Source organism: Pseudomonas soli, from assembly GCF_021283165.2.
Classification (GTDB): Bacteria; Pseudomonadota; Gammaproteobacteria; order Pseudomonadales; family Pseudomonadaceae; genus Aquipseudomonas; species Aquipseudomonas soli.
In genome coordinates this window covers 3001728-3025084 of sequence record NZ_CP128543.1, presented here as the reverse complement: position 1 = coordinate 3025084, position 23357 = coordinate 3001728, and the positions used below count along the sequence as shown (strand labels likewise).

Sequence of the window (23357 nt, the reverse complement as noted above, 5' to 3'; positions counted from 1 at the left end):
GTCAGGCCACCGCTCGCCACATGGCGCACAACGGATCGGATTCGGCACTGGCGGCGCACAGCTGTACCGCGGCCATTTGCGAGGCCGCCGTGCGCCCCGGGGCATGCAGGTACACCCGAGGCAGCTGCTCGCCATACAGTTCGCAGGTACGCTCGATCAGCGCCTGCAGCGCCTGGTCGTTATCGGCGCAGCCCTGGGCCAGCACCTGCTGCCAGGCACCGCCTGAAGCCAGCAGCAGTACGCTGCGGCGCGGTTCGGCCAGCACGAAGAGGAAGTCGCCTTGGGTCAGTTGCGCCGAGCAGCGGTTGTAGGCGGCCATCAGGTACGGCTGCACCGAGCGCAGGCTCAGGCGATTTTCCCGCCCCAGGGCCTGCAGGCCTTGAAGCAAAGCTTCGGGCAGCGCGGTGGCGATGCGCGCAGCGCCCGCCGGCTCCGGCGAAAGCACAATGCGCCAGTCATCCAGAGGCTGCCCGTAGAGGTTCTCGAAGCAGGCCCGTGCATAGGCGTCGAGTTCGCTCGGTGTACCAATGGCATCACTCCAGGGCACCAGACAGAAGCGGCTGTAGCGGGCCGAGAGCAGCACGCGCAACTGCGCGCCGCGTGCCGGATGCTCACCCAGCAGCCCGGCCAGGGCCTGCAGTGCCGGGGCCCAGGCCGGCTGGGCGGCGTCGCAGGCAAACGCGCGACTGCCCAGCCATTGATGCTGCCGGCCGTGCCAATGGCCCAGGCCGACACCCTCGGCGCCCAGCACCGCGCAATACCGATCAGGCGATAAATGTGACACGGTTGATCTCCTCGAGTGTGGTGCGGCCATCGCGGACCAGGTCCAGGGCCGAGGCGCGCAGCAGGCGCAGGCCACGTTGGCAGGCCAGCTGCTTGATCTGCGAGAGCGGGCGACGTTCGACGATCATCTGCCGCAGGTCGTCGTCCAGGTGCAGCAGTTCGGCAATCGCGCTGCGCCCGCGGTAGCCGCTGCCACGGCACTGGCCGCAACCCTGGGCACGCACGAAGCGCCAGCCGGCCACCGCGTCACGGGCCAGGCCCGAGGCGGCCAGCAAGTCGTCATCCGGCTCGCTGGCCTGCGCGCAGTGCGGGCAGGCCAGGCGCACCAGGCGTTGGGCCAGCACGGCATTGAGCGCCGAGACGAAGCTATAGGGATCGACCTGCATCTGGCTGAAGCGGCCGATCACGTCGAATACGTTGTTGGCGTGGATGGTGGTGAACACCAGGTGTCCGGTGAGCGCCGATTGCACGGCGATCTGGGCGGTGTCCGGGTCGCGGATCTCGCCGACCAGGATCTTGTCCGGGTCGTGGCGCAGGATTGAGCGCAGGCCACGGGCGAAGGTCAGGCCCTTCTTCTCGTTGACCGGGATCTGCAACACGCCGGGCAGCTGGTACTCGACCGGGTCTTCGATGGTGATGATCTTGTCCATGCCATGGTTGATCTCGCTGAGCATGGCGTAGAGGGTGGTGGTCTTGCCGCTGCCGGTGGGGCCGGTGACCAGGATCATGCCATAGGGCTCGGCGGCCAGCCGGCGCAGGGCCTGCAAGGTTTGCGTCTCGAAGCCCAGGGCCTGCAGCTGCACGCCGCTGACCTGGTCGGACAGGTCCTGCTTGTCCAGCACCCGCAGCACCGCGTCCTCGCCGAAGATGCTCGGCATGATCGAGACGCGGAAATCGATCTGCCGCTCGCCGATGGCCACCTTGAAGCGACCGTCCTGGGGCACGCGTTTCTCGCCGATGTCCAGCTCGGCCATCACCTTGATCCGCGAGATCACCTGTTCGGCGAAGGCGCTGCCGCTGGCCTTGCCGGCACCGTTGAGCACGCCGTCGATGCGGTACTTGATGGTCAGGCCCTGGCCGGTCATGCCTAAGTGGATGTCGCTGGCGTGCAGCTTGAGGGCGTCGTACAGGGTGGAGTTGACCAGCTTGACCACGCGGCTCTGGTCTTCGCTGATGCTGGTCAGCGACAGGCGCTGCAGCGGGTCGGCCTCGTTGCCGGGTTCAGCCTCGTGACCGAGGGCATCGACGGCGTGGAAGCTTTCCTCGTGGCGGGCCAGGAACGCGGCCAGGTCGGCGGCGTGGGCCAGGTACAGCGGCGCGCCCTGAAGACAATCGTCAATCCAGGCCAGGCGAGCGCTGTCGAAGGGGTCGGCGAACACACCGACCCGCTCGCCGTCGTGTTCGACCAGGGCGAATTCGTGTTTCAGGCACTGCGCCAGGCTGACCCGGTCAAAGGCCGGGGCGCAGGCGAACAGGGCCTGGGTGGCGAGCACCGGGTAATGCAGGGTGGTGGCCAGGCGCTGGGTGAAAGTGGCCGGGGTGTCGCTGGACAGGTGTTCCAGGAAGGCCAGCAGGCGCTCTTGGCCGGCTTGCTGGCGGGCCTGGGCCAGGAGGTCGCGGGAGTATGGAAGATAAAGGGTCGCCTGTTCCGGATTGCCGGCGACGAGGCCTTTACTGCTTGCATCGAATGCCTGGGACATGGCCTGCGACTCCGCTCAGGGGCGGCGCCGCGGGCTTGGGGGCCTTGGGCGCCGCTATTCCCCGGTGAGCAGTTGTTCGTCGTCAGGTTCGGTGGGCTTGCCGCCATTGCGTCGGCGGTCGGCCAGGACCCAGCTGCCATCGTACAACTGCAAGGGGAACGACTCGTTCCTGTTCTGGCGTCGTTCGACGTACCCTTCGGCCGGCTGGTCGGTGCTTCTGCGCTGGCGCTCGATGCCCATCAGGTCGAAGACGGCGCGGGCCAGTTCCATCAGCGGGAACGGCTTGAACAGGACATGGGTCACACCCAGTTCGGCGGCCCGCTCACGGACCTCGGCGGTCGGGTGGGCGGTGATCAGCACGAAATGGCATTGCCTGTTCCTGCGCACGGTCTCCAGGACCTGAAACCCCTCCATGTCGGGCAAGCGGTAATCCAGCACGATCACGTCCGGTGCCTGTCTCTCGGCCTCTTCGATACCCGTGGCACCGTCGTGGGCGAGATGGACCTCCAGGCCTTGCGCCTGCAGATAAGCTTGCAGGTTCTGCGCAAGGGTCTGTTCGTCATCGACTACCAATACTCTGTTCACCAAGGTCCACTCCCATGAACTGCCCGGTTTCCCGGTCTGCGAAGTGCGGCCTTGTAGAGGCTTGAGCAGGCTTCGTGCCAGGCATGAAAAATCAGTGCTTACCGCTTTCAAGTCGTTGATATCGTTGAAGCTTGTCTGTCACCTCAGAGCTTGCGGGCTGGTCGTTCCCCATATCCGGGGAAGATGATGGCACATTGCCCGGAGGCGTTTCCCCCAACAATGGGGAATGCCCTGCCCGCCCCCTCAGTCGGCGCGCTCCACTGTAGCGGAATCACGCAAACGTTGGCGTACGGCTTGCCGGGCCTGACCCTGGAGTTGTGCGACGAGCGCGTCCCTGGCCAGGCGCAGGCCGTGTTCTGGTAGGACAGAAGTATTATCACTTTGGTTCTGCATTCCTTGCAGTCTTTGCCAGTTGGCCTGATGGAAGGCTGCAACTTCGGCGCTGCTGGGTTCTTCGACCGCGCTCAGCCGGGCGAAAACCTGCTGTGCGGCCATCTCATGTCGAGTGTAGTCAGCGAAGCCTGCCCGATCGAAGCCGGCTTGCGCCAGGCGCTGCTCGAACACCGCAGGGCTGCCGAAGGCCGCCTCGACCTCGCCGACCCGCGCCGTCACCTGCGCATCGCTGATGTCTATGCCCTGGCGCTGGGCCTCCTGCCAGAGCAGTTCCTTGTCGATCAGTTCATCCAGGGCCTGCGCGCGCAGGCGCTGGTAAAGGTTGGGGTTGCGGATGCTCGCCACCGCCCGCCCCTGGGCCTGGAGGTATTCGCTGAAGTAGCGCTCCAGGCGCAGCACCCCGATCTCCACGCCATTGACCCGCGCCGCTGGGGTGTCGGCGTGGCTGGCCAGGGCGAGCAGCGACAACAGGCAGGCAATCAGGGTGCGCATGGTGATCTTCTCCTGAATCTCAAAGGCTGTCCGGCACCGCTCGGTATGGTGCCACTTCAGTGAAACCAGGGCCCGGCAGGCTTACCTCAACCACATGGGCACCTGTCATGCCCTGGCGGCGTCCGGGGCCGAAACCCAGCAACGGCGTGAGGCCGGTGTCGATGTCATGCAACTGCTCCAGAGCGACCAACAACTGCTCACGGCTGGCGTCACGCCCGATCTGCTTCAAGGCTTCGACCAGCAGCTGCCAGGCGCACAGGGTACTGACCTGCAACGACGCCTGGCGTGGCTCCAGCCCCTGGCGCAACTGCACCCCGGCAAGGGTCGCCCGGCCTTGCGCGGTCCAGTCGCCGGGGACGAAGGGATAGGCCAGCAGTACCCGCCGCGACCATGATGGTGGCAATCCCGGCACGGCGCCGGCCACCTGGCCCGAGGCGGCGAACAGGTAGGGGTTGCGCCCGCTCGCCTGCAGGCTCGACGCCAGCGCGGTGAATGCCTGGGCGTGGCCGAGGAAGAGGATGCCCTCGCCATCCGGGGCCTGGCCCATGAACGCCAGGGGCGGCGCGGTAGCGAACCCCAGTTGACGCAAACGCTGCAGCAGCACCTGCGCCGCATCGGCCTGCTCTGCGCCGGCATACACCACCCGCAAGGCTGCGGGCGCCAGGCCAAGGGCATCACGGGCATGCAGCGCCACGCTGAGCAATTGCCCGGGCACGCCCGGCAAGGGATCGAACACCTGCCCGTTGCCACCGCTACGTGGCGTGGCACCGATCAGCGGCAGGCCGGCCCGCTCCAGCTGGCGGCTGTCGAGCAGTGGCGCCAGGGGGGCGACCAGGGCGAACACCCGTTCTCGTTGCATCAGCGTGTCCAATGCCTGTGCGGTGCTGGCCGGGTCCTGCCCTGGGTCCAGCGCGACCAGCTGCAGGCGTCGCCCATGGATACCCCCCTGCTGGTTCAACTGCGCGACGCCATCCTCCAGCACTGCCCGCACCGTCCGCCCGGCCTCGGCCAGCGGCCCCTGCTCGGGCAGCAAGGTGCCCAGGCGCAAGGTGCCCTCCTCCACCCCGGGGTCACGGTCCTCGCGCAGGCGCTTGAGATAGGCGGTGAGATTACGTTGGTCGGCCAGGCTCAGGTCGAAGCGTGGCATTGCCGGGTCAAGGCGATTGCCGGCGGGGTCGGTGCCACTGCGGATGACCCGCGCCAGGCTGGCATCGGTGTAGGCCGGGTAGCGCCGGTTGTTGGCCTCGCGGTTGCCAGGGCCAAGGGCCAGGCGCTGCCAGTCCAGGCTCGGTGGGCGCACTCCGCCTTCGCTGCGGCCGCGCCCGTCGTTGCCATGGCAACCGGCGCAAGGCAGCACGCTGGCCGGGACACTCATGTCGCCGGGGCCGACCCGGGCCAGCAACTGGGCGTCGCTGCTGGAGACGCCTTCGCGGTAGAGGCGTTTGCCGGCGAGTTCCTGTTCGCTCAGTTGCACCGCCCCGCTCAGGCACCAACACAACATGAGCAGGACCAACTTGAGAGCGGCGGCCATGATGTCAGCGCCCCGCCAACGGCTGTGCCAGCAGTTGCATGCGCTGGGCGATCGCTGCAGGCGGCGCGTCCGGGCGAATCTTGCTCCAGCGCTTGCCCGCCACGTCACCGGCAATCAACTGCGTCGAGTGCTGCTCGGGGCTGGGCAGGAACTGGCCCAACCGCCCCAGCACCAGGTCGACACTGGCCTTGTCGCCGGTCAGGAACAGCCAGTTCGGCCCATCCACCCCCTGCTTCTGCGCAAACGCCTTGAGCACCTCTGGCGTGTCGTTCAGAGGGTCGCTGCTCAGCGACACGAACGTCACTTGCGCCGCCAGTGCCGGCCCCATGGCCTCGCGCACCTCGCGCAATTTGCGAGTGATCAGCGGGCAGGCATCGTTGCAGTGGGTGAAGATCACGTTGAGCATCACCACCTTGTTCTTGAGCACATCGCTGTAGAAACGCAGCTCGCGGCCATCCTGGTCCTTGAGCACGGTGTCGGTGAACCAGGTCTGCGCATCGCGGGTGCCACCGCCGCTGGTCATGGTCTGCGGCGCCGGTTGTGGCGTCGGCGCATGGCCCTCGTGGGCGAACGCCACCGAGGCGAGGATCCACAGGCAGACGCCGAGCACCAGCCAGTCGAGACTGCGCATGCTGGCATGGCGGGAAGTGTGGGCGCTCATGGCTGTGCCTCCTGGCCGGCGATGGCCGTGCTCTTGGCATGCACCCGGCGCGCGCTCAGGCGGTTGACCTCGCCGATCAGCACGCTGGGGTCGGTGAAGCCGTAGAAACGCGTCCAGTGCCCGCTGCGCCCGTCACCCACCAGGATCAATGGCGGGTGTTCGCTGAGGTTGGCGCTGAAGCTGCCGAGCCCCTTGAGCGTTTCGCTGATGGCGTAGGGTGAACCGGTCAGCCAGCTCCACCCCGGCCCATGCTGGAATGCCCGGGCGTAGCCGGCCAGGCGCCTTGAGTCGTCACGCTGTGGATCGACGCTGATCGACACCAGGCGGATCTCTTCGCCCACTCGCCCGCCCAGTTGCTGCTGGACCTTGCTCATGATCGACGACACCACCGGACACACCGTGGTGCAACTGGTGTAGATGAAACCCATGACCACCAGATGATCGCCAACCAAGTCCTTTTCCAGGCGCACCGGCATGCCATCCTGGTCGAGCAGCGCCACATCGGCGAAGCGCACGCTGGCTTTCTCCTGGTGAGCGGCCGGCGGTTGCTCGGGAGCGCCGCCGTGATCGTGGCCGGCGTGGGCCAGCGCCAGGTTGCTGGCCAGCAGCAGGCTCAGGCCCAGCAGTTTTCCACCATGCAGACGGTTCATCGCACACTCCTGGGTTCCCCTTGGGAAGCGGTGGGCTCTGCTGCGGCCGGCAGGACGCGCAGGCTGGTGTAGTTTTCTTCGGTGAAGGCACGCCCTAGGCTCGGCGACTGCACGTGCAGGTACCAGGCGCCGGCCTCGGCAAGCTCCAGCGGCGCCTGGTAGAGCCCCTCGCCCACTTCGACCAGCGCCACGTTGCGCGGCAGCGACGAAGGCGCCAGGAAGTAGCGCAGGCTCAGGTCGCCAAGCCCCAGGCGCGGCTTGCCGTCCTCGCCGACAATACGCACCCGGGCCAGGTACGGGGTGTGCTGCAGCAGCGGCTGGTCGGTGCCGATGAACTCGGCGTGGGCCCGCTTGGCCCTTCCCGACTGCGGCAACGCCGCGACATCGGTGCTGAAGCAGTGGATGATCTGCGGCTGGTTGAGCAGGAACGCCACATCGAAGGTGCCGGAGGCCGGCAGCTTCACCGTCGAGCCGTACACGCCGGGCGCCAGCTCGCGCAGGCTGCGGTCGATGACCAGCGCGGCGCGGGCCTGGTGGCCGCGGTTGTTGTAGCCCGACATCGGCGCGTTCATGCCCTCGGCATAGAAGTAGGTAGTGTTGTCCACCGGGTTGACCACGAACACCGCATTGTCGTCGCGGGAAATGCTCACCCCCTGGGCCAACGGCAGGTCGCCGGCCTGGCGCGGAGCCGCCGGGCCAGCCTCGAAGCCCTGGACAATCGGCTCGCGCCCCTGCCCGAGGCTCGCCAGGTTGATCATGCTCACCTTCGGCGAAGCCAGCCCACGCACATAGGCGTAGGCCTTGGTGAAGGTCAGTTGGTACGGCTCGGCTGCCACCGGGATGCGATGGAGCAGCTGGTCGGTACTGGCATCGATCACCAGCGCCTGGTTCTCCAGGGTGTTGAGCACCACGCCGTAACGACCATCCTGGCTGAAGCGCATCGGCCCCAGGCCCTGTTCGGCCTTGACCATGTGGCGCAGGGTGTGGCTGCGGGCGTCGATCACCCGCACCGTGCCCTCCTGGCCATCGACCACGTACACCGCCTGCGACAGCGGCGAATAGGCCACCGACAACGGGTGCGGGCCGACCTCGAGGGTCTTCACCAGGCGCATCTGCGCGGTGTCGATGACGCTCAGGGTGCCGCCATCGCGGTTGCTGACGAAGACAAAGCGCGAGTCGGCGCTGAAGGCGATCTCGTGGTGGCCGGAGCCGGTGGCGAACGACTTGAGCGTGGTGCGGCTGGGCACATCGATCACCGTCACCCCGCCCTTGGCCGGGTCATGGCTGTTGTTGCCCACCCACAGCAGGCGCTGGTCCGGTTGCAGCGCCACCCGCAGCGGCTGCTCGCCGGCCTCGAGGGTGGCCACGCGGGTAAATGTCTCGGTGTCGATCAAGGCCACCTGATTACGCTCGGGCATGGACACGAACACCTGCTTGTCATCGCCGCTGGCCACCCAGTCCATGGGGCGCCCCGGAAGGTCGATGCGCGCCAGCGTGCTGGTGACCCCACCCACCGACACGGTCGGGTCGATCACCGTCAGGCTGGCATCCTTGTTCAGCACCAGCAGGAAGTAGCTGTTCAGGTCGAGCAAAGGGCGAGCGCCGATGCTGCTCTTGAGAAACAGTGCCACGCGCGCCTTGCAGCTGCTGTCGCGGTCACCGACCGGTGCCGACTGCGCAGGGTCGAGCCAGGCGCCGGGGGCCATGCCCGACAACGGCTGGCCACTGCTCTGGTTGCTGACCTTGAAACGGATATTGGCAAAGTCGCCCTCGCGCAGTTCGCCGCCGGCCAGGGGCCGCGCCTCGAACTCCACGGTGACGCCGTCGCGGCTGAGGGTGTGCAGGGCCTGGGGATCGGCGGCTTCCTGCAGCAGTTCGCGGGGGTCGCACCAGAGCTTTTCGTAGGCCACGCCGAGGCCGATCAGCGCGGTGCCCAGCAGCAAGCCCAGGTATGCAGGGCGAAGCTTGCGGTTCATGCCGGCACGCATGGGGTAGCGCCTTCGAGGGGAATGATCATGCTGCACCTCCACAGGACTCACGGGTTCTGTGGAGGGTGAAAGCAAGCGTTATGCCATCAATAACATTGTTTGAAATCAGAGTGTTGGAGAAACAAGTGGAAGGTATTGGGGAGGCTGCCCCAAACACGGGGGCGCTTTGCGCCCCCTCTTTCAGACCTGATGCCCCATACCCAGTTCGGCATCGTCCATCAACGCCTTGGCCAAGGCGCTGAGATAGTGAGCGGCCCAGACCATGCGCGGGTCGCTCTCCATCACCCCGACCAGGGTCAGGTGACGTACGCAGTCCATCAGTTCCGATGACTGTTCGCGGGCGTGCTGACAGGGAATGCCGGGCTCAATGCAGAACAGCGGTTGGGTGTTGTTTTCGCCTTGGTAGAAGCGGGTCTTGCCGGCGGTGGTATGAGGGTCTTCTGGCGTCATGGGATCTCCTTGAAAAGGGCTTTGCCTGGCTGGCCTTATCGCGGGTCAAGCCCGCTCCCACGTTTCGAGTTCCAGCTGAGTTCAAAGCGTGAGGGCGGGCTTGCCCCGCGATGGGCCGGCCCGGCAACTCATACTCTTTGCAGGGTTGGCGACTGCGTGGTCATCTGTAACTGCGCCAATGCCGAATCCAGTAGCGTGCGCAATGCCTCCATCTCATGCAGTGCGGCCAGTACCAACATCGAACCGGGAGAGCGGGAGATGAGTGCGACGAATTGTTGCGCAACGGCCAGGGCGCAGAGCACGTGTTCGGTGGTCTGGACCAGGGTGTCTTCAAGGAAGGTGGGTGGGTCGGGGACGATCTTGAGCATAAACAGTTCCTGATGTGGGCAACCATCCACGCTGCTGTCAAACAGATGGTGGCAGCTGTGCATAGGTTGACAGACCGGAGGAACTGAAAAGACCGGCGCACGCGAGCGTGCCCTACGCACAGCCACCCTTGCAGGTGAAACTATGTTGCTTTCAGTTCATCGCAGCCTGTCAAAGCTGCGTCGCTGATGTGCAGCGACCCGGCGAGACTAGATGCCCTTGGAATGAAAAAAAAGCGGTCGGAGTATGTTTGGGAAATGGCCTACAAGGAAGCGGTTAAGTCTGATGTTTCAGGGGGAACGACTGCGCCAGGGCAGCCAAGTGTAAGACGACAAATCTTGCGGCGCTCGGTCTCATAGGCGCTGCAAGGGTTACGGCGAACACCTGTGGCCATCACGCGTTCACTGGCTCCGAAACAACCACAATACGTACCACGTAGTATGTAATTATTTTTTCATTCACCACTGATGAAGACATACACAGGACCCTCGACTCTCCACACTCATCCGCCGCAAACACACCATTCACCGATCAGCCGCGCAGCCTCCTCCGAAGAGATCAAGGCAGTGTCGACCGTAAACGGCACCTCTTCCCACGACTCGTACTCATGATTCACCACCGAGGCCCAGGTCAGAGGCATCAAGCCCGGAATATCGACCTCACGGCGCTCGACTCTGCGCCGGTGCTCCACCTTATCGGAACAAATCACCAGGACATCCACCAACCGAATGCCTGCCCGTGTCGCCACATCGCGCCACGCCGCCCGGCTCTCGGCCACGGGATTGACACAGTCGGCGATCACCGTGCGACCAAGTCGCAGGTTGTCGAGCGCCAGTTCAAAGGCCACCAGGTAGCCGCTACGCCCGACCTCCCCGGCCAGCTCGCCGGAACGTCGAAGGGCTTGCTCGAGGGTGTCGATACGTAGATAGACCGCACCGAACCTTGCGGCCAGGTGCTTGGCGATGGTGCTTTTCCCGGTACCGGGCAAGCCGCTGAAGACGATGAGCATTGACTGTCCTTGAATGAGTGGATGCCGAGCAACCAAGCCCCTGTCGAATCACTGCCTGGCCTGAGGCTCCCCGAGGCTGCCCTCGGCAGTGAGCCGGGGCAACAGGTAATCGAGCAACGTCCGGACCTTGGGCAACCCTTCTCGCCTTTTCAGCCAGACCAGGTTCATCGGCAACCCCTGTGAGGTGAGCTGCGGCAACACCTCGACCAGCGTGCCACGCTCGATATGACTCCGGGTCAGCCAGGTCGGCAGCTGGCCGATGCCAAGGCCCGCCAGTACCGCGCCAAGCATGCCTTCGCCATCGCCGATGGCCAGGTGTGGCTGGACGATCCGCTGCCTGACCTCGCCCGGCAGGCCGCCGCCCAGGTACCACGGCGTGACCAGGCCTGTAGCCTCGCCATAGCCGATGCACAGGTGGCGCTCCAGGGCTTGCTCGTCCTGTGGCGTGCCATGCCGCGTCAGATAGTCGGGCGAGGCGCAGAACGCCAGGCGCTGGGCACCGAAATACTGGTGCCCCAGAGCCGCGGGCCAGGCTTGCCCGCCGCCGATTCGCACAAGAATGTCCACGCCCTCCTGCACCGGATCGATGTAGCGGTCGGAAAACGATACATGCGGCTGCAACCGCGGATGGGCCTGAGTGAACGCTACGATCAGCGGCAGCACATGCAGTCGGCCAAAGGCGGCTGGCAGGTCGATCCGTACCTTGCCATGAGGCGCATCGCTTTCGGCGAAGATAGCCTGCTCGGCCTCTTCCAGATCAGCCAGCACGCCGGTGCAGGTCTTGTAGAACAGCACGCCCGCCTCGGTCAGCGACAACCTGCGGGTGGTGCGGTTGAACAATCGCGCACCCAGGCGCACCTCCAGCCGCGCCACCCCCTTGCTCACCGCCGACCCACTGAGACTAAGGCGCTCGGCGGCGGCGCTGAAACTGCCCATTTCGGCCACCGCGACAAAGACGTCGATTCCCTTCAACCGTTCGGATGCGTACATCAGCTACTCCATTGATGACGAAAATTCCGCTACCTGCGGAATTTATCGCCCAGATCGATCCCGGGTTCTCCAATAGGCTACGGCAAAAGCAAGGTGGCCCCAAGCGCCTGCCTGCCCTCCGTTTACCTGACCAGGGACCTGGATCATGACAACTGAAACGCAACCAGCACAGCACACCGAAACCGGCCGCTTGCTACCGGTGGCCACCGCGGTGTTCCTCGGCCTGATGACCATGGGCATGCCGCTGGCCAGCGTGCCGCTGTGGGTCCATGGGCAGTTGGGCCACGGCATGCTCGTGGTGGGGTGTGTAATGGGCGTCGAGTCGCTGGCCACCCTGCTCACCCGTCATTTCGCCGGGACCGCTGCCGACCGTCGCGGCCCGAAACGGACGGTGGTTATGGGCCTGCTGGGCAGCGCGGCCTCCGGCCTCTGCTACCTGGTGGCCGCGCAACTGCAGGATGCCCCTGCGGCCAGTCTGGCAGCCATCATCACCGGGCGAATCGCCATGGGCTTTGCCCAGAGCCTGCTGTTTACCGGTGGCAGCACCTGGCCGATCGCTCTGTTCGGCGCAGAGCAGGCCGGCAAGGCGCTGTCCTGGATTGGTATCGCCATGTTCGCCGGTATTGCCTGCGGCGCGGCGGTGGCAGCGCAGTTGGGTGAAGTCGCAAGCTTTGCCTGGGTGTCGGCGGTGACGGCGATCATTCCGCTGCTCGGCCTGCTGATTGCACTGCGCACGCCGGCGGCCCGCCTCGTCCACACACCGGGCGCATCGATGCCCCTGGCGGCGCTGCTGGCTCGGATCTGGCGCCCCGGTCTGGTGTTCGCGCTGGCGACCGTGGGCTATGTGTCGGTCTCGTCGTTCATCACGCTCACCTACGCGCACCATCAGTGGAGCGGCGCCGGCTATGCCCTCGCCGCCTTCGGTGCGGGTTACGTCTGCGCCCGCCTGTTGTTCGGCACTCGGGTGGACAGCACCGGGGGGCCGGGCATGGCCTTGTCGATGCTGGCCATCGAGGCCATCGGCCAGTTGCTGTTGTGGCTGGCGGCGAGCCCCGTCCAGGCGATGCTCGGGGCGGTACTGAGCGGCTTCGGCGTGTCGATGATCTATCCCTTGCTGGCATTGGTGGCGCTGCGTGCGGTGCCATTGCACAGCCTGGGACTGGCCATTGGTTTGTATGACGCCTGCTTCGATATTTCCATCGGCCTGGCGGCGCCGCTGGCCGGTTTGCTCGCCCGCCAGGAAGGGGTACCTGCGGTATTCCTGATCGGCGTACTGGCCTCGCTCGCGGCGATGCTGGCCGCGCCCTGCGCCTATCGCAACGCGATCGATACCCCCCGGGCCAGATGCTCGCGCAACCACTGATGCGCAGGATCGCGGTGCACCCGCTCCGGCCACAGCATCAGCATCTCGAAGCCCGGCACCGCCAGGGGTGCCTCCACCACCGCGAGAGCCGGGTTCCCGGCCACCAGGCGCTGCGGCAGCATGGCCACCAGGTCGCTATCGACCAGCATGGCCGCAAGACCCGAGAAACGCGGTACCGACAGCACCACGTTGCGCGCCAGGCCCTGTTTGGCCAGGGCGTCGTCGGTGGGGCCGCGGAAGCCACCGCCGTCGGGTGAGACGATCACATGCTCCAGCGCGCAGAACTGCTTGAGCGTCGGCCTGCGCCTGAGTCGCGGATGATCGGCGCGCCCGGCCAGCACGTAGCGGTCAGCGAACAACGGGCGCTGGCGCAAACCGGGCGGCGCATCGATGGCTATGTGGAAAGCCAGGTCCAGCTCGCCCTGCTCGGCCTTGCGCACCAGCGTCGGCGGGTTCATGTCGACGATCGCCAGGCGCGTGCCGGGGGCGGCCGCACGCAGTGGGCCCAGCGCAGGGCGCAAGATGGTCGCTTCGGTGTAATCGGTCGCGGCCACCCGCCAGGTCAGTTGTGCCTGGGACGGGTCGAATGGTCGCTCGGCGGCGATGGCCAGGCGTAGCGCCTCCAGGGCCTGGCTCAACGGCCCACGAAGCGCCAGGGCGCGGGCGGTCGGGCGCATGCCGCGGGCACCCGGCAACAGCAACGGATCGCCCAGCGCATCACGCAGTCGTGCCAGCTGCACGCTGACCGTCGGTTGGGCGAGGTGCAGGCGTTCGGCGGCGCGGGTGACGTTGAGCTCGGCGAGCAACGCGTCGAGGGTAACCAGCAGGTTCAGGTCCAGACTTCGCAAGGAATCATGCATGGCAATACCTGCAATTCAATCTATTCATTTCACCAATATGCAGGGTATCCGCATGCTTTGACCATCCCCTACCGGAGCCCGACCATGAACATCCTGATCGTCTACGCCCATCCCGAACCCCGCTCGCTCAATGCCGCCCTCAAGGACTTCGCCGTCCGCCACCTCGAAGGCCAGGGTCACCATGTCCAGGTCTCGGACCTCTATGCCATGAAGTTCAAGGCTGTGCTGGACGCCGACGACAGCGTTGAACACCCCGCCGGCGAGCGCTTCAACCCCTCCGACGCCTCGCGCCGGGCGTTCGCCGAAGGCACCCAGGCGGCCGACATCGTCGCCGAGCAGGCCAAGCTGCAGTGGGCCGACGCGGTGATCCTGCAGTTTCCTCTCTGGTGGTTCGGCCTGCCAGCGATCCTCAAGGGCTGGGTCGAGCGCGTGTACGCCTATGGCTTCGCCTACGGCGTCGGCGAGCACTCCGACCGGCACTGGGGAGATCGCTATGGCGAGGGCCGGATGGCGGGCAAGCGCGCCATGCTGATGGTCAGCATGGGCGGTTGGGCCTCGCATTACAGCGAGCGCGGCATCAACGGCCCGCTCGACGACATCCTGTTTCCCATCCAGCACGGCATCCTGTTCTACCCGGGGTTCGAGGTGCTGCCGCCGTTTGCGGTGTATCGCACCAGCCGGGTCGACGACTCGGGCTTCGCGGCAGCCTGTGGGGCGCTGGGCCAGCGGCTCGATGGCTTGTGGAGTGATGCGCCCATCCCGTTCCGGCGGCAGAACGGCGGGGATTATGCGATTCCGGCGTTGACCCTGCGGCCAGAGCTTGCACCTGGTCGGGACGGATTAGGCTTGCATGTTGCCGACGACGTACTGGCAACAGCGGTCTAGCGAGAGACACCAGGTGTCCGCCGCAGCTCTGACGCCGAACACCTGGTTGCCCGGCTCCCGATAGCGCTTGAGCATCATCAGCCAGTTGCACTGACACAATTATTTTCACTGTATTGCATAATGAAATATTTAATGTCATGTTCTTCTCCGTGCCCAGGCCCCTCCCAAGCAAGGCCCTGGACGGTACGCCCCACCCACCGGAGTCAAGAACATGAACAAGACAGGACTTCTCGGCGCGCTGGCACTCTGTGCCTGCAGCGCCTTCGCCCAGGCCGACGACGCCAGCCTGCGCATCGGCATCGAGGCCGCCTACCCGCCCTTCTCCTACCGCACCCCAGAAGGTGAGCTCGCCGGCTTTGACTACGACATCGGCAACGCGCTGTGCGCGCAGATGCAGGTCAAGTGCCAGTGGGTGATCCAGGAGTTCGACGGCATGATCCCGTCGCTGAAGGTACGCAAGATAGACGCCGTGCTGTCGTCGATGTCGATCACCGAGGATCGCTTGAAATCGGTCGATTTCACCGACAAGTACTACCACACCCCCGGCAAGTTCGCGATGAAGGCCGGCAGCCGCCTGGAAACCCCGGCGGTGGACCTCAAGGGCCGCAAAGTGGGCGTGCAGCGCGCCTCGACCTACGACCGCTTCGCCACCGAACAACTGGAACCGGCGGGCGTCGAGATCGTGCGCTACGCCTCGCAGAACGAAGCCTTCCTCGACCTGGTTTCCGGGCGCCTGGACGCCACCCTCGCCGATATCGTCAACACCGAGGAGAGCTTCATCAAGACCCCGGCGGGCCAAGGCTTCGCCCTGGTCGGCCCGGACATCGGCGACCCGCACTATTTCGGCCGCGGCGCCGGGATTGCCGTGCGCAAGGGCGACAGCGCCAACCTCGCGCGGCTCAACGCCGCCATCGCCGCGATCCGCGCCAACGGCACCTACCAGCAGGTGCAGCGCAAGTACTTCCCGTTCGACATCTACGGCCAGTAACGCCGGCTGACGAGGGTTTTCATCATGCTTCATGGCTATGGATCGAGCATTCTCGATGGAGCCTGGCTGAGCGTCAGCCTGGCACTGCTGGCGATGGCATTGGCCATCGGCCTGGGCCTGTTCGGTGCGGCCTGCCGCTTGTCACCGTTGCGATGGCTGGCGGGACTGGGCGAGGTCTATGCCACGGTGGTACGCGGCATCCCCGACCTGGTGCTGATCCTGCTGGTGTTCTATGGCGGCCAGGACCTGGTCAATCGCCTGGCACTGGCGCTGGGCTACCAACAGTACATCGACATCAACCCGTTTGTTGCCGGGGTATGCACCATGGGCTTCATCTTCGGCGCCTACCTCTCGGAGACCTTTCGCGGCGCCTTCCTGGCGATCCCCAAGGGCCAGGCCGAGGCCGGCGCCGCCTACGGCATGAGCGGCCTGCAAGTGTTCTGGCGGATCAGCCTGCCGCAGATGGTGCGTCTGGCGTTGCCGGGCTTCACCAACAACTGGCTGGTGCTGACCAAGTCCACCGCGCTGATCTCGGTGATCGGCCTGCAGGACATGATGTTCAAGGCCAAGAACGCCGCCGACGCCACCCACCAGCCGTTCACCTTCTTCCTCGCCGTGGCCGCGCTGTACCTGCTGCTGACCAGTGTGTCGCTGCTGCTGTTGCGCGGCGTGGAACAACGTTACTCGGTCGGCTTCAAAGCCGCCGAACTCTAGGGGAGCTGCCCGATGACGCTCGACTATCAACTGATCTGGCAGAACCTGCCGCTGTACCTGAACGGCGTTGCCCTGACCCTCAAGGTGCTGCTGATCTCGCTGGCCTGCGGCCTGGCGCTGGCGATCCCCCTGGCGCTGATGCGTGTCTCGCGCACCTGCCTGCTGCGCTACCCCGCCTGGCTCTACACCTACGTGATCCGCGGCACGCCGATGCTGGTGCAACTGTTCCTGGTGTACTACGGCCTGGCCCAGTTCGAGGCCGTGCGCCAGAGCCCGCTGTGGCCGTATCTGTCCAGCGCGACCTTCTGCACCTGCCTTGCCTTCGCCATCAACACCAGCGCCTACAGCGCCGAGCTGCTGGCAGGGAGCCTGCGCTCGACGCCCCGGGGCGAGGTCGAGGCCGCCCGTGCCATGGGCATGTCACGCCTGACGCTGTACCGGCGCATCCTGCTGCCTTCGGCCTTGCGCCGCGCCCTGCCGCAGTACAGCAACGAGGTGCTGATGATGCTGCAGACCACCAGCCTGGCGTCGATCGTCACCCTGGTGGACATCACCGGCGCGGCAAAGACCTTCAACGCACGCTACTACCTGCCTTTCGAGGCCTTCATCACCGCCGGGCTGATCTACCTGGCCCTGACGTTCATGCTGGTGCGCCTGTTCAAGCTGGCCGAGCGCCACTGGCTGGCATACCTGGCCCCGCGCAAGCACTAAGGAGCTTTCATGCAGCACATTGACCATACCCTGCCCTGGAGCGCCTGCGGCACCGAGCGTTCGCTGCGCGTGCTGCGCTTTGGCAGCGGCCCGCGCAAGGCCTATATCCAGGCTTCGCTGCACGCCGATGAACTGCCCGGGATGCGCGTGGCCATCGAACTCAAGCGCCGGTTGCTGGAGCTCGAGGCCCACGGCCGTCTGGACGCGGTGATCGAACTGGTGCCCCTGGCCAACCCGATCGGTATCGGCCAGATGTTCCAGGCCACCCACCAGGGCCGCTTCGAGTTCAACAGCGGCAAGAATTTCAATCGCGCTTTTCCGGCGCTGACCGAAGCGCTGGCCGCGCACCTGGAAGACCGCCTGGGCAGTGATGGCCAGGCCAACGTCACGATCATCCGCCAGGCCATGCTCGAACTCATTGAGGAACTGCCCGCGCCACACTCGGAGCTCGATGGCCTGCGCCGCCTGCTGCTGCGCCATGCCTGCGATGCCGACCTGGTGCTGGACCTGCACTGCGATTTCGAGTCGGTGATGCTGCTGTACGCCATGCCGCAGCACTGGGCGCAGTTGCGTCCGTTGGCGGCCCGCCTCGGCGCGCAAGCGGCGCTGCTGGCCGAAGGCGCCGGTGGCGATGCCTTCGACGAAGCCTGCGCCGCGCCCTGGCTGCACCTGCGCGAGTACTTCCCCGAGGCCGAGATCCCCCTGGCCTGCGTGGCGACCACCATCGAGTTGCGCGGCATGGCCGACACCGAACGCGAGCAATGCCAGGCCAGCGCCGAGCAGATCCTCGGCTACCTCGCCGACCAGGGGATGATCCGCGGCCCGTGGCCGGCCGCTCCGGAAAACTGCTGCCAACCCACGCCCTTCGCCGGCGCGCAATACGCCTACGCCGAGCACCCGGGCGTGGTCAGCTACCTGCAGCCACTGGGCGCGCAGGTGCGCGTGGGCGATCCGCTGTTCGAAGTGCTCGACCCGCTCAGCGACCGCCACAGCGTGGTCAGGGCCACCACCGACGGCATCCTCTACGCCCGTGAACGCCTGCGCTTCGCCCAGCCCGGCCTGTGGCTGGCCAAGGTCGCCGGCAACACCTCCATCCGCCAAGGTCGCCTGCTCAGCGACTGACCCCTGCGAGTACCGTCTGATGAACAAACTGCATATCCACGAGTTGCACAAAAGCTACGGCAACCACCAGGTGCTCAAGGGCGTTTCGTTGCAGGCCGATGCTGGCGACGTGATCAGCATCATCGGCTCCAGCGGCTCGGGCAAGAGCACCTTCCTGCGCTGCATCAATCTGCTCGAACAACCCAGCGCCGGACAGATCCTGGTCAACGGCGAACAGCTCAAGCTGCGCGAGTGCCCCCGCGGCGGGCTGCGGGCGGCGGACCCACGCCAGTTGCAGCGCCTGCGGGCGCGGTTGAGCATGGTCTTCCAGCACTTCAACCTGTGGGCGCACATGAGCGCCCTGGACAATGTCATGGAAGCCCCGGTGCACGTGCTCGGCATGAACCGCAAGGAGGCCCGCGAAAAAGCCGAGCACTACCTGGCCAAGGTCGGCGTCAGCCATCGCCGCGACGCCTACCCGGCGCACATGTCCGGAGGCGAGCAGCAGCGCGTGGCGATTGCCCGGGCCCTGGCCATGGAGCCCGAGGTGATGCTGTTCGACGAACCGACTTCGGCGCTCGATCCGGAACTGGTCGGCGATGTGCTCAAGGTCATGCAGGACCTTGCCCAGGAGGGCCGGACCATGGTCGTGGTCACTCACGAGATGGGCTTTGCCCGCGAGGTGTCCAACCAGCTGCTGTTCCTCCATCAGGGCCTGGCCGAGGAACGCGGCGACCCGCGCGAGGTGCTGGCGCGGCCGCAGTCCGAGCGCCTTCGCCAGTTCCTCGCTGGCAGCCTGAAGTAACCCCGAGGCGCTCCGCGGAGCGCCTTCGGATACACTACCGGCAATTCACAGGGAGCTTCGCGCCGGATGTCGAGCCATACCAAGAACACCACCGTCTACGCCGCGCCGGTCATGCGCAAGCTGTCGGAGAGCCTGGCCGAACTGCCACCGTCGCTGCGCAAGGTCGCCGAGTACATCCTGCGCCACCCGCTGAAGGCCGCGACGCTGACCATCGAGGACATGGCCCAGGCCACCGCGACCTCGCCGGCGGCGGTCAATCGCCTGGCCAAGGCCCTGGACCTGGGCGGTTACAGCGGCATGAAGGCCGAGCTGGTGAGCACCCTGCAACAGATGGTTTCGCCGGTGGACAAGCTGCGTAACGAACTTGCCCTGCGCCCAGCCGGCGACTTTGGCCTGCACGAACAGATCCAGTGCGCCAGCAGCAACCTGGCGACCACCGCCAGCAACAACCAGGCCGACACCTTCGAGGCGTTCGTCGGCTGCCTGCTCGAAGCGCGCAAGGTCTATGTGCTGGGCTTCGGCAACAGCGTCTACCTGGCCGGGCTGGCCGCCTCGACCCTGGTGCCGTTCTGCAGGGACACCTGTGCCATCAGCATGGAAGGTGGCAACGAGAATGCCGCCTACCGCCTGGCGGCGATCACCGAGCAGGACGTGCTGCTGGCCATCGCCCTGCCCCGCTATTCGCAGGACACCCTGCAGCTGTCGCGGTTCGCCCAGGAACGCAACGCCACGGTACTGGCGATCACCGACTCACCCGCCTCGCCGCTGGCGCCCATGGCCCACCATGTGTTGTACGCACCCGCCGATCATCCGGTGCTGACCAGCTCCAACATGGCGGTGCTCGCATTGATCGAAGGGCTGGTGGCCGGGGTCATGGCACGCAACAAGGAGGCGGTGAAACTGGCCACGGAGCTGACCGAAAGCGTGATGTCCTACCTGCACGTGCCAAGCGGCAAGACGCTGAAACCGTAGTCGCCTAGAAGTCCACCTTGCCGCGCCCTGCCTTGATCGAACCGCGCCTGGATTTCGTGTCGAGACGCCGGGTCTTCGAACCCAGGGTCGGCTTGGTCGGCCGGCGCTTCTTCTCGACCTTGGCGGCGCCGATGATCAGCTCGGCCAGGCGCGCCAGGGCGTCCGCGCGGTTCTGTTCCTGGGTGCGGTACTGCTGGGCCTTGATGATCAGCACGCCGTCGGCGGTGATGCGGCTGTCACGCAATGCCAGCAGCCGCTCCTTGTAGAATGCCGGCAGTGACGATGCCTGGATGTCGAAGCGCAAGTGCACGGCGCTGGAGACCTTGTTGACGTTCTGGCCACCGGCGCCCTGCGCGCGAATGTAGCTCAGCTCGATCTCGGCATCCGGCAGATGAACGTTGTTGGAGATGGTCAGCATGGTGTGCCTCTTGTGATTGCCCGGCCATTATCACATCTCCTTGCCTTTACTGCCGCGCCATGTGCCGCCGGTACTGCCTGGCACGGGCGGCGTCACTCAATTGCTGGCGCAGCAGCGCCCACCAGGGCGCCACCTGGGGATCGGGCGCCTTGGCTTCGCTCAGCCTGCGCAGCTGGAACTTGACCATGGCCATGTTGCCCAGCGAGGCCAGCGCCTTGTTCTTCCAGGTGATCGGGCGCAGTTCCGGCACCGCCTCCTCCCCCGCCTGCCAGTCACGGGGCAAGGCCGGCGCAATGGCCAGCGCGGTCCCGATACCGACCATGTCGACGCCGCTGTGCACCACCTGCTCGGCGACTGGTCGGCGGCGGATGCCGCCAGTGACCATTACCGGCATCTTCGCCACCGTGCGGATGTCCCGGGCAAATTCAAGGAAGTACGCCTCCCGCGCCAGCGTGCGGCCATCCCGGGCCTGGCCCTGCATCGCCGGGGCTTCGTAGCTGCCACCGGACAGCTCCACCAGGTCGACCGCCAGCTCATTGAGCAGGACCACCACCTGCCGCGCATCGTCTGCGCTGAAGCCGCCACGCTGGAAGTCCGCCGAGTTGAGCTTGACGGCCACCGCGAAGCCGGGTGACACCACTGCACGCACCGCCTTGACCACCTCCAGCAGCAGTCGCGCACGATTTTCCAAAGTGCCGCCCCACTGGTCGGTGCGCTGGTTGCTCAGGGGCGAAAGGAACTGGCTGATCAGGTAGCCATGGGCCGCGTGGATTTCCACCCCACTGAAGCCCGCCTGCTCCCCCAGCCGCGCGGTGTTGGCGAAGCGGCGGATCACATCCTCGATCACTTCGTGGGTCATCGCCCGCGGCGTGGAAAAATGCCTGGACATACTGCCCAGGTCCAGCGCCACGGCCGACGGGCCCCAGGTTTCCTGGCCCAGACTCGCGGGCATCTGCCGGCCGGGGTGGTTGATCTGCAACCAGAACTGCGCGCCCTTCGAGCGGCCGATGGCGGCCCACTGGCGAAAACGCTCCAGGTGCCGGTCATCTTCCAGCACCACACCACCGGGGCCGGTCATGGCGCGGTTGTCGACCATGACGTTGCCGCTGATGAGCAGGCCGGCGCCACCCTGCGCCCATGCCTCGTACAAGCGCATCAGTCGGTCGGAGGGCGCATGGTTGGCGTCGGCCATGTTTTCTTCCATGGCAGCCTTGGCGATGCGGTTGGGGATGACCGCGCCATTGGGCAGGGTCAGGGGGGAGAACACGTCCATCGGCGTTACCTCAACAAAGTTCGTGCCGCAGACGTTAGCTTTAAAGTCAACTTTAAGGTCAAGCCCTGAACCGGCCAAAAAATCGGCATTGACTCTCAAGTTGGGTTGAACGTTAGGGTGATTACGCAGCCCCGACATCATCCACCCTGGAGATACCGCACCGTGAACCTCGGAACCGCCACCGCCCTGGCCGGCGCCCTGCTGATGCCCGTCACCCACGCCGCCAACGGCCTTCCTGAGCAAGCCGCCACCACGCAGATTGACATCGCCGGGCACCCGGTGCCGGTGCTCAAGGGCGGGCTGTACGACCGCTACCGCTCCAACCCGCCGCTGGCGGTGATCCAGGCCGAGGCGCCGGACATTGACCTGAGCTGGTTCAAAAGCCTGGAGAAAACCCGGGTCGACATGGGGTTCGAGTCGTACTCGCCAAACTTCTACTACCGCAACAGCCGTGTCACCGCCGTCTACACCGCCGATCTCGAACGCCTGCGGGCGCTGATGCCCGCCGCCGTGCTGGAGCAGGTGCAGCCCCTGCAGGTCTGGCCTGGGCGCGGCCTGGTGGCGTTCACTGCCTACACCTACGACTACTGCGACAACGACAGCTACAACGAGGTTGCCGTGTCGATCATTACCAACAAACCCGGCAAGGCGAACCTCGGGCCCTTCTCTCTGGTCGGGCAGTCGATGGCCAAGGATTTCTGGGGCTATGTGCTCAAGTTGCCGGTCAACACCGAGCTGGCACGGGTGCGCGGCGTGGTGGGCTACAACCTGCCCAAGTGGCTGACCGGGATCGACCGGCGCGAGGACGCCCAGGCTGTGACCTACGATATCGTCGATGCGAGGTCCGGCAAGGTGGACGTAGTGTTCAGGGCCAGGAAGCTCGACGGGCTGTCCCACGAGCCAGGCCTTGTGACCAACAGCTTCACCAACCTCGATCACCAGGGCCGCCTGGCCTTTGGCTACGCCACCTCGCGGCAGGTCAGCCATGCCTCGAGCATGCAGGCTGATTCAGCGGAACTGGTACTGGGTGATGGCGAGCTGTCGCGCTATATCCATGAGCTGCAGCTGGGACGGATGGTCAAGTATGAGTATGTGCCCGAGTTCCAGAGCGCGCTGTATGCGCCCAAACCATTGGCGGCGCTTGATTGAAACGACGCAGGCACCCTGTGGCAGCGGCGCTGCTACAGGTCCGCTCCCCGCCGCGCCTTTTCCTGGACCATTTCCTCACGCAGCCGCTCCAGCACCCGCTGCGAGTTGTCCACGCACTGCATGCCTTCGGGCTTGCTCTCGATGCCCTCGATCACCAGCAGCAGCTGCGCCTTGTTGCGTGCCAGACGCTCCTGCAGGCGCTCGATCTCCTCGACCTTGCGCCTGAGCCCGCCCAGCAGTTCATCGTGCTGCCAGCCCTTGGCCTTGGCCGGCAGCAAGCGGCGGATCTCCTCCAGCGAAAACCCGGCAGCCTGGGCGTTGGTGATCATCTCCAGCACCCATACGGCATCGGCATCGTAGTCGCGGTAGCCATTGGCCTTGCGCTCGACCGAGCTGATCAGCCCACTGGCCTCGTAGAAGCGGATACGCGACGGGGCCAGGCCCGTGAGCTTGGCCAGCTCTCCTATTCTCATGCAGCACCTGTGCAATTGCATTGACCTTGAAGTGCACTTTAATCCTA

Annotated in this window: 25 protein-coding genes; 9 read left to right on the top strand and 16 right to left on the bottom strand. The window is 65.8% G+C overall.

The annotated features are described in order from the left end of the window. Window position 1: 1 nt before the first annotated feature. The 12 genes from LU688_RS13925 to LU688_RS13870 all read right to left on the bottom strand — a co-directional run bounded on the left by LU688_RS13925 (window position 2) and on the right by LU688_RS13870 (window position 11598). On the bottom strand, window positions 2-784 hold the full coding sequence (locus tag LU688_RS13925) for a hypothetical protein (RefSeq protein WP_038706095.1): 783 nt from the start codon (window positions 782-784) through the stop codon (window positions 2-4). Further along, window positions 765-2483, bottom strand: a complete 1719-nt coding sequence (locus LU688_RS13920) for a GspE/PulE family protein (RefSeq protein ID WP_094012181.1) — start codon at window positions 2481-2483, stop codon at window positions 765-767. Before LU688_RS13920 ends, LU688_RS13925 begins: the two co-directional genes overlap by 20 nt. A 54-nt stretch (window positions 2484-2537) precedes the next feature. Then, window positions 2538-3071 (bottom strand): response regulator, encoded by a 534-nt coding sequence (locus tag LU688_RS13915; protein ID WP_023631301.1) that lies wholly within the window; start codon window positions 3069-3071, stop codon window positions 2538-2540. A gap of 240 nt (window positions 3072-3311) precedes the next feature. Continuing rightward, window positions 3312-3953, bottom strand: a complete 642-nt coding sequence (locus tag LU688_RS13910; protein ID WP_046855696.1) for a SurA N-terminal domain-containing protein — start codon at window positions 3951-3953, stop codon at window positions 3312-3314. 19 nt (window positions 3954-3972) lie between these two features. Continuing rightward, window positions 3973-5454 carry a cytochrome c/ABC transporter substrate-binding protein gene (locus LU688_RS13905; protein ID WP_414057758.1) on the bottom strand — a complete coding sequence of 494 codons (1482 nt, stop codon included), beginning with the start codon at window positions 5452-5454 and terminating at the stop codon, window positions 3973-3975. Window positions 5455-5488: 34 nt separating this feature from the next. Beyond that, complete coding sequence (locus tag LU688_RS13900) at window positions 5489-6145, bottom strand: SCO family protein (RefSeq protein WP_038706093.1); 657 nt, start codon at window positions 6143-6145, stop codon at window positions 5489-5491. Beyond that, window positions 6142-6795: an SCO family protein gene (locus LU688_RS13895; RefSeq protein ID WP_038706092.1), complete on the bottom strand. Its 654-nt coding sequence runs from the start codon at window positions 6793-6795 to the stop codon at window positions 6142-6144. Before LU688_RS13895 ends, LU688_RS13900 begins: the two co-directional genes overlap by 4 nt. After that, window positions 6792-8771: a cytochrome D1 domain-containing protein gene (locus tag LU688_RS13890; protein WP_160290682.1), complete on the bottom strand. Its 1980-nt coding sequence runs from the start codon at window positions 8769-8771 to the stop codon at window positions 6792-6794. The genes LU688_RS13895 and LU688_RS13890 overlap by 4 nt, the downstream gene beginning before the upstream one ends. A 192-nt stretch (window positions 8772-8963) precedes the next feature. After that, window positions 8964-9233: a DUF3077 domain-containing protein gene (locus LU688_RS13885; protein ID WP_094012177.1), complete on the bottom strand. Its 270-nt coding sequence runs from the start codon at window positions 9231-9233 to the stop codon at window positions 8964-8966. A gap of 128 nt (window positions 9234-9361) precedes the next feature. Continuing rightward, complete coding sequence (locus tag LU688_RS13880; protein WP_160290683.1) at window positions 9362-9601, bottom strand: hypothetical protein; 240 nt, start codon at window positions 9599-9601, stop codon at window positions 9362-9364. Between the two features lie 500 nt (window positions 9602-10101). Continuing rightward, on the bottom strand, window positions 10102-10608 hold the full coding sequence (locus tag LU688_RS13875; protein ID WP_094012175.1) for a P-loop nucleotide/nucleoside kinase family protein: 507 nt from the start codon (window positions 10606-10608) through the stop codon (window positions 10102-10104). A 48-nt stretch (window positions 10609-10656) separates the two neighbouring features. Then, on the bottom strand, window positions 10657-11598 hold the full coding sequence (locus LU688_RS13870) for a LysR family transcriptional regulator (RefSeq protein ID WP_232888222.1): 942 nt from the start codon (window positions 11596-11598) through the stop codon (window positions 10657-10659). Between the two features lie 145 nt (window positions 11599-11743). On the opposite strand from LU688_RS13870, the gene LU688_RS13865 reads away from it, so the two are divergent. Beyond that, window positions 11744-12961 carry an MFS transporter gene (locus LU688_RS13865; RefSeq protein ID WP_160290685.1) on the top strand — a complete coding sequence of 406 codons (1218 nt, stop codon included), beginning with the start codon at window positions 11744-11746 and terminating at the stop codon, window positions 12959-12961. Here LU688_RS13865 and LU688_RS13860 read toward each other — a convergent pair. Next, a complete protein-coding gene (locus tag LU688_RS13860; RefSeq protein WP_160290686.1) occupies window positions 12910-13821 on the bottom strand; it encodes a LysR family transcriptional regulator in 912 nt (303 codons plus the stop codon). The genes LU688_RS13865 and LU688_RS13860 overlap by 52 nt on opposite strands. 84 nt (window positions 13822-13905) lie before the next feature. Between LU688_RS13860 and LU688_RS13855 the strand changes: the two genes are divergently transcribed. The 7 genes from LU688_RS13855 to LU688_RS13825 all read left to right on the top strand — a co-directional run bounded on the left by LU688_RS13855 (window position 13906) and on the right by LU688_RS13825 (window position 19997). Next, window positions 13906-14706 carry an NAD(P)H-dependent oxidoreductase gene (locus LU688_RS13855; protein WP_160290687.1) on the top strand — a complete coding sequence of 267 codons (801 nt, stop codon included), beginning with the start codon at window positions 13906-13908 and terminating at the stop codon, window positions 14704-14706. 211 nt (window positions 14707-14917) lie between these two features. Then, the gene (locus tag LU688_RS13850) at window positions 14918-15694 is read left to right on the top strand and encodes an ABC transporter substrate-binding protein (protein ID WP_160290688.1); all 777 of its coding nucleotides are present in this window, start codon (window positions 14918-14920) and stop codon (window positions 15692-15694) included. 24 nt (window positions 15695-15718) lie between these two features. Further along, window positions 15719-16408 (top strand): ABC transporter permease, encoded by a 690-nt coding sequence (locus LU688_RS13845; protein WP_104443907.1) that lies wholly within the window; start codon window positions 15719-15721, stop codon window positions 16406-16408. Between the two features lie 12 nt (window positions 16409-16420). After that, complete coding sequence (locus tag LU688_RS13840; protein WP_038706090.1) at window positions 16421-17119, top strand: ABC transporter permease; 699 nt, start codon at window positions 16421-16423, stop codon at window positions 17117-17119. 9 nt (window positions 17120-17128) lie between these two features. Further along, a complete protein-coding gene (locus LU688_RS13835; protein ID WP_160290689.1) occupies window positions 17129-18241 on the top strand; it encodes a succinylglutamate desuccinylase/aspartoacylase family protein in 1113 nt (370 codons plus the stop codon). A gap of 19 nt (window positions 18242-18260) precedes the next feature. Continuing rightward, window positions 18261-19025, top strand: a complete 765-nt coding sequence (locus LU688_RS13830; RefSeq protein WP_104443909.1) for an ABC transporter ATP-binding protein — start codon at window positions 18261-18263, stop codon at window positions 19023-19025. A gap of 66 nt (window positions 19026-19091) precedes the next feature. Beyond that, window positions 19092-19997, top strand: coding sequence for a MurR/RpiR family transcriptional regulator (locus tag LU688_RS13825; protein WP_094012165.1), 906 nt, complete (start codon window positions 19092-19094; stop codon window positions 19995-19997). Window positions 19998-20001: 4 nt separating this feature from the next. On the opposite strand, the gene arfB is transcribed toward LU688_RS13825, so the two are convergent. Both arfB and LU688_RS13815 read right to left on the bottom strand, forming a co-directional pair. Further along, the gene (gene arfB, locus LU688_RS13820; protein WP_023631427.1) at window positions 20002-20415 is read right to left on the bottom strand and encodes an alternative ribosome rescue aminoacyl-tRNA hydrolase ArfB; all 414 of its coding nucleotides are present in this window, start codon (window positions 20413-20415) and stop codon (window positions 20002-20004) included. Window positions 20416-20461: 46 nt separating this feature from the next. After that, window positions 20462-21688, bottom strand: coding sequence for an NADH:flavin oxidoreductase/NADH oxidase family protein (locus tag LU688_RS13815; RefSeq protein ID WP_038706086.1), 1227 nt, complete (start codon window positions 21686-21688; stop codon window positions 20462-20464). A 204-nt stretch (window positions 21689-21892) separates the two neighbouring features. On the opposite strand from LU688_RS13815, the gene LU688_RS13810 reads away from it, so the two are divergent. Then, window positions 21893-22837: an acetoacetate decarboxylase (ADC) gene (locus tag LU688_RS13810; protein ID WP_104445269.1), complete on the top strand. Its 945-nt coding sequence runs from the start codon at window positions 21893-21895 to the stop codon at window positions 22835-22837. 32 nt (window positions 22838-22869) lie between these two features. On the opposite strand, the gene LU688_RS13805 is transcribed toward LU688_RS13810, so the two are convergent. Further along, window positions 22870-23310, bottom strand: a complete 441-nt coding sequence (locus LU688_RS13805) for a MerR family transcriptional regulator (RefSeq protein WP_094012164.1) — start codon at window positions 23308-23310, stop codon at window positions 22870-22872. Window positions 23311-23357 lie beyond the last annotated feature (47 nt).

Excerpts from the sequence above, each read along its gene's own strand:
- LU688_RS13920 (WP_094012181.1), bottom strand. The coding sequence starts at position 2,483 with ATGTCCCAGGCATTCGATGCAAGCAGTAAAGGCCTCGTCGCCGGCAAT.
- LU688_RS13910 (WP_046855696.1), bottom strand. The coding sequence starts at position 3,953 with ATGCGCACCCTGATTGCCTGCCTGTTGTCGCTGCTCGCCCTGGCCAGC.
- LU688_RS13905 (WP_414057758.1), bottom strand. The coding sequence starts at position 5,454 with ATGTTGTGTTGGTGCCTGAGCGGGGCGGTGCAACTGAGCGAACAGGAA.
- LU688_RS13900 (WP_038706093.1), bottom strand. The coding sequence starts at position 6,145 with ATGAGCGCCCACACTTCCCGCCATGCCAGCATGCGCAGTCTCGACTGG.
- LU688_RS13895 (WP_038706092.1), bottom strand. The coding sequence starts at position 6,795 with ATGAACCGTCTGCATGGTGGAAAACTGCTGGGCCTGAGCCTGCTGCTG.
- LU688_RS13890 (WP_160290682.1), bottom strand. The coding sequence starts at position 8,771 with ATGAACCGCAAGCTTCGCCCTGCATACCTGGGCTTGCTGCTGGGCACC.
- LU688_RS13885 (WP_094012177.1), bottom strand. The coding sequence starts at position 9,233 with ATGACGCCAGAAGACCCTCATACCACCGCCGGCAAGACCCGCTTCTAC.
- LU688_RS13880 (WP_160290683.1), bottom strand. The coding sequence starts at position 9,601 with ATGCTCAAGATCGTCCCCGACCCACCCACCTTCCTTGAAGACACCCTG.
- LU688_RS13875 (WP_094012175.1), bottom strand. The coding sequence starts at position 10,608 with ATGCTCATCGTCTTCAGCGGCTTGCCCGGTACCGGGAAAAGCACCATC.
- LU688_RS13870 (WP_232888222.1), bottom strand. The coding sequence starts at position 11,598 with ATGTACGCATCCGAACGGTTGAAGGGAATCGACGTCTTTGTCGCGGTG.
- LU688_RS13865 (WP_160290685.1), top strand. The coding sequence starts at position 11,744 with ATGACAACTGAAACGCAACCAGCACAGCACACCGAAACCGGCCGCTTG.
- LU688_RS13860 (WP_160290686.1), bottom strand. The coding sequence starts at position 13,821 with ATGCATGATTCCTTGCGAAGTCTGGACCTGAACCTGCTGGTTACCCTC.
- LU688_RS13855 (WP_160290687.1), top strand. The coding sequence starts at position 13,906 with ATGAACATCCTGATCGTCTACGCCCATCCCGAACCCCGCTCGCTCAAT.
- LU688_RS13850 (WP_160290688.1), top strand. The coding sequence starts at position 14,918 with ATGAACAAGACAGGACTTCTCGGCGCGCTGGCACTCTGTGCCTGCAGC.
- LU688_RS13845 (WP_104443907.1), top strand. The coding sequence starts at position 15,719 with ATGCTTCATGGCTATGGATCGAGCATTCTCGATGGAGCCTGGCTGAGC.
- LU688_RS13840 (WP_038706090.1), top strand. The coding sequence starts at position 16,421 with ATGACGCTCGACTATCAACTGATCTGGCAGAACCTGCCGCTGTACCTG.
- LU688_RS13835 (WP_160290689.1), top strand. The coding sequence starts at position 17,129 with ATGCAGCACATTGACCATACCCTGCCCTGGAGCGCCTGCGGCACCGAG.
- LU688_RS13830 (WP_104443909.1), top strand. The coding sequence starts at position 18,261 with ATGAACAAACTGCATATCCACGAGTTGCACAAAAGCTACGGCAACCAC.
- LU688_RS13825 (WP_094012165.1), top strand. The coding sequence starts at position 19,092 with ATGTCGAGCCATACCAAGAACACCACCGTCTACGCCGCGCCGGTCATG.
- arfB (WP_023631427.1), bottom strand. The coding sequence starts at position 20,415 with ATGCTGACCATCTCCAACAACGTTCATCTGCCGGATGCCGAGATCGAG.
- LU688_RS13815 (WP_038706086.1), bottom strand. The coding sequence starts at position 21,688 with ATGGACGTGTTCTCCCCCCTGACCCTGCCCAATGGCGCGGTCATCCCC.
- LU688_RS13810 (WP_104445269.1), top strand. The coding sequence starts at position 21,893 with ATGCCCGTCACCCACGCCGCCAACGGCCTTCCTGAGCAAGCCGCCACC.
- LU688_RS13805 (WP_094012164.1), bottom strand. The coding sequence starts at position 23,310 with ATGAGAATAGGAGAGCTGGCCAAGCTCACGGGCCTGGCCCCGTCGCGT.